This is a genomic window from Polaribacter sp. Hel_I_88 (genome assembly GCF_000687935.1).
GTDB lineage: Bacteria > Bacteroidota > Bacteroidia > Flavobacteriales > Flavobacteriaceae > Polaribacter.
Genome location: NZ_JHZZ01000001.1, coordinates 2,052,873 through 2,062,089 on the forward strand (window position 1 = coordinate 2,052,873; position 9,217 = coordinate 2,062,089).

8 protein-coding genes and 1 tRNA gene are annotated in these 9,217 nt (G+C 29.0%); 4 read left to right on the top strand and 5 right to left on the bottom strand.

What is annotated here, in order from left to right; all coding sequences use genetic code 11:
* Positions 1–379: 379 nt before the first annotated feature.
* The 3 genes from P161_RS0109230 to P161_RS0109240 all read right to left on the bottom strand — a co-directional run bounded on the left by P161_RS0109230 (position 380) and on the right by P161_RS0109240 (position 4,248).
* Entirely contained in the window at positions 380–1,480 is a 1,101-nt protein-coding gene (locus P161_RS0109230; RefSeq protein ID WP_026776722.1) for a DUF4407 domain-containing protein, read from the bottom strand.
* A gap of 87 nt (positions 1,481–1,567) precedes the next feature.
* Positions 1,568–3,880 carry a M56 family metallopeptidase gene (locus P161_RS19095; protein WP_081817011.1) on the bottom strand — a complete coding sequence of 771 codons (2,313 nt, stop codon included), beginning with the start codon at positions 3,878–3,880 and terminating at the stop codon, positions 1,568–1,570.
* Positions 3,877–4,248 (bottom strand): BlaI/MecI/CopY family transcriptional regulator, encoded by a 372-nt coding sequence (locus tag P161_RS0109240; RefSeq protein ID WP_026776723.1) that lies wholly within the window; start codon positions 4,246–4,248, stop codon positions 3,877–3,879. Before P161_RS0109240 ends, P161_RS19095 begins: the two co-directional genes overlap by 4 nt.
* A 111-nt stretch (positions 4,249–4,359) precedes the next feature.
* Here P161_RS0109240 and P161_RS0109245 point away from each other — a divergent pair, with 111 nt between their 5' ends.
* Genes P161_RS0109245 through P161_RS0109255 form a run of 3 tightly spaced genes read left to right on the top strand, consistent with a single transcriptional unit; the run spans position 4,360 to position 6,216 of the window.
* Positions 4,360–4,989, top strand: coding sequence for a peptidylprolyl isomerase (locus P161_RS0109245; RefSeq protein WP_026776724.1), 630 nt, complete (start codon positions 4,360–4,362; stop codon positions 4,987–4,989).
* A gap of 2 nt (positions 4,990–4,991) precedes the next feature.
* Complete coding sequence (locus P161_RS0109250; RefSeq protein WP_026776725.1) at positions 4,992–5,564, top strand: hypothetical protein; 573 nt, start codon at positions 4,992–4,994, stop codon at positions 5,562–5,564.
* 37 nt (positions 5,565–5,601) lie between these two features.
* Complete coding sequence (locus P161_RS0109255) at positions 5,602–6,216, top strand: DUF2490 domain-containing protein (RefSeq protein WP_231494723.1); 615 nt, start codon at positions 5,602–5,604, stop codon at positions 6,214–6,216.
* A 60-nt stretch (positions 6,217–6,276) separates the two neighbouring features.
* Here P161_RS0109255 and P161_RS0109260 read toward each other — a convergent pair whose 3' ends face one another.
* Both P161_RS0109260 and P161_RS0109265 read right to left on the bottom strand, forming a co-directional pair.
* Entirely contained in the window at positions 6,277–7,446 is a 1,170-nt protein-coding gene (locus tag P161_RS0109260) for an OmpA family protein (RefSeq protein ID WP_026776727.1), read from the bottom strand.
* A 155-nt stretch (positions 7,447–7,601) separates the two neighbouring features.
* Positions 7,602–8,990, bottom strand: a complete 1,389-nt coding sequence (locus P161_RS0109265) for a dipeptidase (RefSeq protein ID WP_026776728.1) — start codon at positions 8,988–8,990, stop codon at positions 7,602–7,604.
* 90 nt (positions 8,991–9,080) lie between these two features.
* Here P161_RS0109265 and P161_RS0109270 point away from each other — a divergent pair.
* A tRNA-Leu gene (locus tag P161_RS0109270) sits at positions 9,081–9,162 on the top strand.
* The last annotated feature ends 55 nt before the right edge of the window (positions 9,163–9,217 follow it).

Sequence of the window (9,217 nt, forward strand, 5' to 3'; positions counted from 1 at the left end):
TTTTTTGTAAAAAATGCCTTTGGTTTTGTTAACCAATGGAAAGCTTCCCTTAAATGGGACGCTTTTTTTTTGTGAAACTAATTTTTAAAATAGCGAAGCTAAATTTAAAAATTGCTAGTTGAACAAATCCCGATAAAAATTGGGATCTTACACTAAAATCATCTCAAATTTTTAATTTTTTTGAAGCTATTTCCAGCTTTCACTACTCGCTTTTTTTTATGTTGAATTTATTTCAGCATCTGTTCATATTTAGAACAAATATTATTTCAGCTAAGAGATATTGAATCGAGTTCATCATAAAAAAAGAGCTCAAACAGGTCGTTCAATCTGGGCTAAACTTGTTTGAAAGTATAATAATTATTAGAAACTAAAGGCTTTTCTACAACATTTTCTGTTGTTTTTTATAGAAAGAATCTGCTTGCAATTTCATGAGTTCTCTTGCCATTTTTTGTTTGTAGTTGTACAAATCATCATCTGCAGTAATATCTTTATATACTTTATTATCAATAGCAATATCTGCTTGCAACATTTGTTCTCTTTGTTGCATTTGTTGCGTTGCCCAAGTTTGTATAGCCGATAATTTTTCTTCTAACTTAAAATCATATTCGCCTTTTGGTGCTAATAGTTTTGCAATAATTGGTGATGTTTCAATTGCTAAAAACAGCAAAAAAATAAAGAACGATGTAAAAAAAGGCAATTCACCCAAAGCATTTATTCTAGCCATTAATCCATCAAAATTAGCAATAATTGGTTGCGATTTTGTTTCAGCTAATTTTTGATTTTTCACTAAAACAGCAATGGCATTTTCTTTTTCTTTGATAATCTCGTGATTATCTTTTTTCAATTGATTTAAAGCCAATAAAGACGCATCGTGTTTGGCTCTTTTTTCCTCGTAAACAGGTCCTTTTCCTAGTTTTTTGGTTCCTTTGGTTCCTTCAGCTTCTGCAATATAGGTTTCATACAAAGCATTGGTTTCATTTTCTTTGGATAAAACTTCTTGTTTTAAAATATCAATTTCCGAATTTATCTTTGAAATTTCTGGAGTAAATTGTTGCGCTATCTGCGTTTTATTCTCCAAAGTCATTTTGTTTTTTTGCGTCAATAAAACTTGGTTGATTTCCTTTTCGAATAACTTTAATTCCAAAGGTTTAGAAATAACGACAGCTATTATTATTGCTAATACAATTCTTGGAGCAGCTTGCAGTAATTCCTTCAACTTAGAATCCGATTTTTTAATGGTAGAAACTATAAATCTGTCTAGATTAAAGATTAATAAACCCCAAATCAATCCAAAGAAAATAGCAGCAAACAAGTTATCAAACACAGTAAACAAAGCATAACTACCAGCAATAGTTGCCATAATTGCTGTAAAAAATACAGTAGCTCCAATACCAACATATTTATTTTGTTCGCCATTAGAACATTCGTTAATTAAGTTTTTATCAACTCCAGAACAGGTAAGAAAGAAATTTTTAAGCATGGTTTTATAATCAATTGGATACTTCTACAACGTTTAAAAATAGAATTTGTTACATAAAAAAACCTCGAAATTTCGAGGTTTGTATTTTTAATTTGATTCACTTAGTTTATACACTTTTCCTTTTTGTTTAGCGTTCATCATTATTTTATGTTTAGCTTCTAGAACCTTCATGTTTTTAATAATATAATCTGGTGACATAAAATTTGATTTTATAGACTCATCAAGAAGAGCATATTGTTTTTTTATTTCTTCAAGTTCTTTTTTAGTGCGACTTTCATTGCCAATGTAGTTTTCAGATAATTTCAAATACTTATTTAATTGAGTTTCTTGATTCTTTTGTTCTTCTGTTGGAGATGGTGTTGGAGGTGAAATTTTATCAGGTGCCGTAACTTTTGCTCTTTCTTGATCAGACATTTTAGTATTATAAATCTCTTTTAAATAAATCAAATTTGCTTTTCTGTTGTTTGATGTTCTTTCTACTCTATTAGCTAATCTTTTATAGGTAAATACCCAATCTATTTTTGGTGTTAATATTGGTATTGTCTTTATAAAATCGTTAACATTAATTACTGATTTTTTTTGTTCGTCAGACATCAAAGTATAGATTTCTTTGATTTTATTGATTTCTTTTACTTTAAAAATATCAGTCTTTTTTCTTTTTTTAACTACTGATTCATATTTTTTCATTTGTAATTCTGTAGCAGCTGTTTTTTTTGGAATTGTATCTATATATTCTTGTTTCTTTTTTACTGGTGGAGGTGGAGGTGGAGGTGGATAGTCATTTCCAGTTCTTACTTTCCAAGCTTCATAAGCATTTTTAGCTTTTTCAATTTCTTCTTTAGTTGCATTAGGAACTGGTGGTGGAGGTGGAATTAATAATTTATCTTCTTCAGTGAAATCTTTTCTTAATTTATAAAAAACTTTGTTGTTTTTTCTTAATCTTATATAGGGATCTTGTGGAAGAACTGGTCTTTTAGCTTTCTTTTTATCTTCCTTAGAAAGATTAAAATACCTAGACCCAAGATCTGAAAATGAATTTTCTAAAGTTTCTTTGCGTTCATCATCACTATCTATATAATGAGGTTTTTTATTTCTAAATGCTTCGTAATTTTTATTACTTTTTTTATATTCATTAAGATCTTTTTTGCTATCTATTGTTTCACGAATTTTATCTGATTTCGCAACTTTCTGTTTCGAAGTTTTAGCTATTGGTGGTGGAGGTGGTGGAATTATTTCAGAAATATTCTGAACTCCATTCTTTTGTTTTTCAGACATCAAACTATAAATAGATTGCATTTTTTTAATATTCTTTAACTTGTAGATATTATGTTTTTTTCCTTCATTTAAAAGCATCTTATATTCGTTCATCTGTTTTTCTGACGCTTTGTTTTTTTCAATGATAGTGTCTTTGTCTGTATAAGAAATTTTTAAATTATTTACATCTTTTAGTTTTACCCTAATATCTTTTGGATCTAAATCTTCAATTTGTAAATCATTTATTGGAGCGTCTATATAATCTTTTACTTCAATAACTTCTTGCGCTTCAACTCTTTCTGCAAAGAGGAAAATAAAACCTGCCAAAAGTGGAACTACTGCCAGCTTTTTAAGCCAAATTTTTGTTCGGGAACTTTGTGTTGTCATCATTTTTAATCTTTTTTTAGTCAATGAATAATTCAAATTACTGGCCAAGTAATAATCGTTTTTCCAAGCAGCTTTATTCAATAATAAATGCTGATATTGGGTTGTGTTTTTATGTAGATTGATTACAGTTTCGTCTGCTAAAAACTCATGATTTAGCTGAACTGCTTTTTTAAGTAATATAAAGAAAGGATTTATCCAGAAAATGGCTTGTAGAAACTCTAAAAACAAAACATCTAAGGTGTGTTTTTGAGTAACATGAGTCAGTTCATGAGTGAATAATTCTTGCTCGATTTTTTGATTTTCATAGTCATTTTTATTGATGAAAATATAGTTCCAAAAAGTATGAGGCAATATCTTATCATCAACCAAAACCAAAACTGCTTTTTGGTAATTTACTTTTTTGTTCTTTCTTATTTTTTGAATAATATGAAACAAGTTTTTTCCAAATCGTAAGAAAAAGATGGATGAAATTAGGCTATAAATTCCTATAATTATGAGTGTGTAATCAATGGATTTTTCTACTATAATTTCAGGAGTAATTTCTGTTGAGTTCTCGAAATTATTTATTGGTGTCTCTTTTAAAATTAAGGGAGCCATATCAATATAAATAACATATAAAGGCGCTAAAAAGGAAAAAAGTATGCTTCCTAATAAATAAAAACGATTGAAATTGTACATTTTCTCACGTTCTAAAACCAAGTGATAAAATGCTAAAAGCAATGCCAAACAGGTTGCCGATTTTAATAGATATACAATCATTTTTCTTGATTTTTAATTTGAGTATCGATTACTTTTTTTAATTCTTCCAATTCCTGAGTTGTTAAATTGGTTTCCTTTGTGAAAAAAGAAGCAAACTGACTAGCAGAATCGTTAAAGAAATTTTTTATCAAGCCATTTACATGATTCGAAAAATAATCTGTTTTTTTAATAATTGGGTAATATTCTCTAGATTTTCCGAACAACTTATAATCAATAAAACCTTTGTCTTTAATTCTTTTTAGTAAGGTTGCAACTGTTGTTGTTGCTGGTTTTGGTTCAGGAAAATCTTCTAATAAATCTTTTAAAAATGCTTTTTTACGTTTCCATAAATATTGCATTAATTGCTCTTCGGTTTTAGATAATTGCATCGATTTTTATTTTTACTCTACAAACATAGAATAAAAAAATGAATTCTACAAATGTAGAGTTAAAGTTTTTTGCTTTTTAAGTATCTTTGAGTTCTTATAACAAACAAAAAAATGAAAAGAATTTTAGTATTAGCAACAGTTATTTTAATTTCTTCTTGTGCTACAAAAAAGTTTAAAGAAAAATGGTTAAAAAAAGAAGCGCCTGCAACTTTTAAAGCCAGATTTGAAACTACAAAAGGAAATTTTGATATTGATGCAGTTAGAGAATGGTCGCCAAATGGCGTGGATAGATTGTACCAATTGATAAAAAATGAGTATTACCAAGATGTTGCCATTTTTAGAGTTGTACCTAATTTTGTGGCGCAGTTTGGGATTCATAATGATACACTCATAAACAATGCTTGGCAAAAAAGAGGTATTGAAGATGAGCCTGTCATCAAAAAAAATGATTCTATGACAATTTCTTTTGCTAGAGTAGGAGTTAAAACAAGATCCAACCAGCTATTTATCAATTTAAAAGAAAATTATAGGTTAGATAAGTTGGCTTATTCTGGTGTTACAGGTTTTCCTGTAGTTGCAAAAGTAATTGCAGGTCAAGAAAATGTATTGAAATTTTACGATGGTTATGGAGATAATTTAGGGCGTAAACAAGGGCAAATTGCAAAACAGGGAAATGAGTATCTGCGAAAGGAATATCCAAAAGTAGATTATATTTTAAAGGCTTATATTTTAAAGGAATAATAATGAAAAATCTTTGTATTATTTTTACTGCACTAATTTCAACTATTTCATTTTCTCAAGAAAAGTTTGAAAAAGAATACAGAATTAATTTTTCTGAGGCTCCACAAAAAGCGCAAAAGATTATTACCAAATGGAAATTTCCTAAAAAAGTAAAATGGTATGCAGAAGAAAGTAATGATGGTAAAACTTTTGAAGCTAAAACCTGTTACAAAAAACATAGATATAGTATTGAGTTTGCTGAAACTGGTAAAATTTTAGATGTTGAAAAAACTGTAAAATTTAAAAAGCTAGAAAGCAATCTACAAAATCTTATTGTAAAAAAATTAACAACAAACTTTAAAAAGTATAGAATTAAGAAAACTCAAATTCAATTTAATGGAGATGAAAATGAGCTTTATAAAATAGTTTTTGATTTAAAGTCGATGTCTACATCTATTAAAATAAATTATGAACTGATAGTAAAAGCTAAAAAAGATAGCGATTATGATTTGTATGAAATTTTGTTTGATGAAAAGGGGAATATTCTTAAAGAGCTAAAATTTAAACCTGTAAATTCTATAAACCTTGAATTTTAAAACAAAAGTGCTCATTTTGTTGGTTAGTTTTTTTTGTTTGAAAACAAAAAGTCAATCTAATTTTGATGCAGGTTTATTACCGAAAATAGTGTTATCAAAAAAAATAGATGATAAATTAAAGTGGGTACATAGTATTGAATCTAGAGCTGTAGTTTATGATGATGAGTTGCAACTGTCTCATAATTTGGTAGATGCTTCTTCTATTCTATCATTAAAAACAAGTTTGAATCAGTCTTTTAATTTTGGATATATTCTGCGTTTTCGAGATTCAGATATTATTCACAGAACTTTTCAGCATTACAATTTTGTAAATCAGTTGACGGCCATAAAAGTTGGGCATCGATTTGCTTTTGAGCAATTTTATCAATCTAAAAAACAAACTACCTTTAGAACAAGATACAGAGTTAGTGCAGAAAAAGCTTTAAATGGAGAAAAAGTAGATGTGAAAGAATTCTATTTAAAACTAGGAAATGAATATTTGTATGACTTTGAAGAGAAAGATTTGGAAATACGGTTAACTCCTTATTTGGGTTATAAAGCTAGTGAAAAAGATAGAATTGAGTTTGGTTTAGATTATAGATTAGGTGGGTTTATAAATAATATAACCGAAAATAACCTCTGGTTTAGGGTAACTTGGTATTATGAGTTATAAAAAAAACATCTACAAAGCAAATTGTAGATGTTTTTTAATATTTAAAGAATTAATTATTTACTAATTAATTTTAAAAGTAACTTTTCTTGCTAATTGTCTAGCGCCTTTTGTCATTGTTTTGTCTTCACCAACACCACCATAAGACAATCTAGTTGCGCTAATTCCTGAAGCAACTAACATATCAAAAACAGCTTTTGCTCTGTTGTTAGATAAAGTTAAATTTTTCTCTTCTTTACCAGTTTCATCTGCAAAACCAATTAAAGAAGCATTTACATAAGGATTGTCGAATAAAAACTGTCTTAAATAGTTTACTGATGATATAGATTCTTTCTGAATTTTGGTACTGTTTACATCAAAATACACATTAACATAACCTCTATTTAAAAGCTCTTTAATAAAATCTACGTTAGAGCTTGTTACAACATCTCCATAAGTAGTTTCTCCTTTCTTAACATATCTGTTGTCTAATTCTGTCATGATAAGTTCTTTGTTAGGAGAAGACATTTCTTTGGTTTTTAGAACTTCGATTTCTTTTTCAGCATTATTTAAACGATTTTTTATAGACTCTAATTCAGAGTTTACTACCACAGCTTCTTCACCTCTCCAAAAATCTGAAGATTGTTTGTTTTTACCTAGAGCAATACTTAATCCTATTGATGTATTCATAAGACTAATGTTAGATTCTCTTGGATCTTGATTTGGGCCTCCATCAAAATTATCTTCTTGATGAAAATGAATAATACTATTAACATCTAAAAATAAAGTAAATCTATTATTCAATCTAAATTGAGGTGTTAAACCTATATTCATTGCATACATTAAGTCACCACCATTATCAGTTGGTTCAGTAATATTTAAAGAAGCTGCACCTGCACCAACATGCGTTAGTAACCCAATACGATTTGTCCAAGTATGAAACTTTAAAACACTTCCTAAGTTTACAACTCCTTCTAAACTAGCTCTGTAATAGTTAGATGTAAATGGTTGAGAATCTTCATTGGCTGTAAAACTGTTATAACCCAAATCTAATCGTAAACCAAATTTTTCGTTAAACATATATCTATAACCAATATGTCCTTGACCAAAAATATTTTCAGAAAACCCAGGAGTTAAAGTGGAACCAATTTGTTGAATACCTCCACCAATATCCATAGACCAATGATCGTAATCTTGTGCACTTGCGAAAAAAGACATTAGTGTGAATACTGCCCCAAAGTAAATTTTTTTCATTTTATTTTTATTTATGTTATGTGTTGATTATTTGATTAAAACTTTAAATGTCAAATTTATTACTATATATTTATTTTGAGGGATTTTTTTTATCAATTGTATATTTATATCGTTTAAATGATAAATACAGAGGTTATTATTCCCTAAAGATAACATTATAAAGATAATCGTGCAAAATTAGCATAAAAATATGGAATGGTTTCTATTCCTTTTAAATAATTCCAAACGCCAAAATGTTCGTTTGGAGAATGAATTGCATCAGAATTTAAACCAAAGCCCATTAAAATTGTTTTACTTTTCAATTCTTTTTCAAACAAAGCTACAATAGGAATACTACCTCCACTTCTTTGCGGAATTGGAGTTTTACCAAATGTAGTTTCATAAGCCTCACTTGCAGCTTGATACGCAATATTATCAATAGGAGTTACATAGCCCTGGCCTCCATGATGTGGTGTAACTTTTACTTTTACTGATTTAGGTGCAATATTTTCAAAGTGATTCTTAAATAAGTCTGTAATTACTTTCCAATCTTGATTTGGTACTAAACGCATCGAAATTTTTGCATACGCTTTGCTGGCAATTACCGTTTTTGCGCCTTCACCAATATAACCTCCCCAAATTCCATTTACATCTAAAGTTGGTCTAATAGAATTTCGCTCGTTTGTAGCATATCCTTTTTCTCCATGAACATCGTCAATAGCAATAGATTTTTTATATTCCTCTAAGTTAAAAGGAGCTTTTGCCATTTCTGTTCTTTCTTCGGTTGATAATTCTTGTACAGCATCATAAAAACCAGGAATGGTAATATGATTATCTTCATTATGCAAAGAAGCTATCATTTTTGATAATATATTAATAGGATTAGCAACAGCACCACCATATAAACCAGAATGTAAGTCTCTATTTGGGCCTGTGACTTCTACTTCTACATAACTCAAACCACGCAAACCTGTAGTTATGGATGGAATATCATTCGCAATCATTCCTGTATCCGAAATAATAATCACGTCGTTTTTTAATTTCTCTTGATTTTCCGATACAAAAGTTGATAAGTTTACAGAACCAACTTCTTCTTCACCTTCAATCATAAATTTTACGTTGCAAGGTAAGTTTCCAGAATTAATCATGTACTCAAAAGCTTTAATATGCATGTACATTTGTCCTTTATCATCGCAAGCACCTCTTGCAAAAATGGCACCTTCTGGATGAATAGCTGTTTTTTTAATAACAGGTTCAAAAGGAGGAGAAGTCCACAATTCTATAGGATCTGCTGGTTGCACATCATAATGCCCATATACTAAAACTGTAGGTAAATTTTTATTGATGATTTTTTCACCATAAATAATTGGATAGCCAGCAGTTTCACAAAGTTCTACAGAATCACAACCAGCTTTTTTTAAGCTTTCCAAAACAAAATCGGCTGTTAATAAAACGTCTTTTTTGTAAGCTTTATCTGCACTTATAGAAGGTATTTTTAACAATTCTATGAGTTCGTCTAAAAAGCGTTGTTTGTTTTCTTTTATGTATGATTTTACTGTATCCATGAGATAATTTTAAATTTACATCAAAAATATAAAAATAATAATGAACTGCTTTGTAGTTTGGGATGATTGTTTATATTTGCAAACCAAAATGCGAGCGTGGTGGAATTGGTAGACACGCTAGACTTAGGATCTAGTGCCGAAAGGTGTGAGAGTTCGAGTCTCTCCGCTCGTACTTCTTAAAAGCTTTTTAAAGAAATTTCTTTAAAAGGCTTTTTATTTTAAATAAA

Bases quoted from the DNA above. Each gene is read 5' to 3' on its own strand.
- P161_RS0109230 (WP_026776722.1), bottom strand. From the start codon at position 1,480: ATGCTTAAAAATTTCTTTCTTACCTGTTCTGGAGTTGATAAAAACTTA.
- P161_RS0109245 (WP_026776724.1), top strand. From the start codon at position 4,360: ATGAAAAGAATTTTAGTATTAGCAACAGTTATTTTAATTTCTTCTTGT.
- P161_RS0109250 (WP_026776725.1), top strand. From the start codon at position 4,992: ATGAAAAATCTTTGTATTATTTTTACTGCACTAATTTCAACTATTTCA.
- P161_RS0109240 (WP_026776723.1), bottom strand. From the start codon at position 4,248: ATGCAATTATCTAAAACCGAAGAGCAATTAATGCAATATTTATGGAAA.
- P161_RS0109265 (WP_026776728.1), bottom strand. From the start codon at position 8,990: ATGGATACAGTAAAATCATACATAAAAGAAAACAAACAACGCTTTTTA.
- P161_RS0109260 (WP_026776727.1), bottom strand. From the start codon at position 7,446: ATGAAAAAAATTTACTTTGGGGCAGTATTCACACTAATGTCTTTTTTC.
- P161_RS19095 (WP_081817011.1), bottom strand. From the start codon at position 3,880: ATGATTGTATATCTATTAAAATCGGCAACCTGTTTGGCATTGCTTTTA.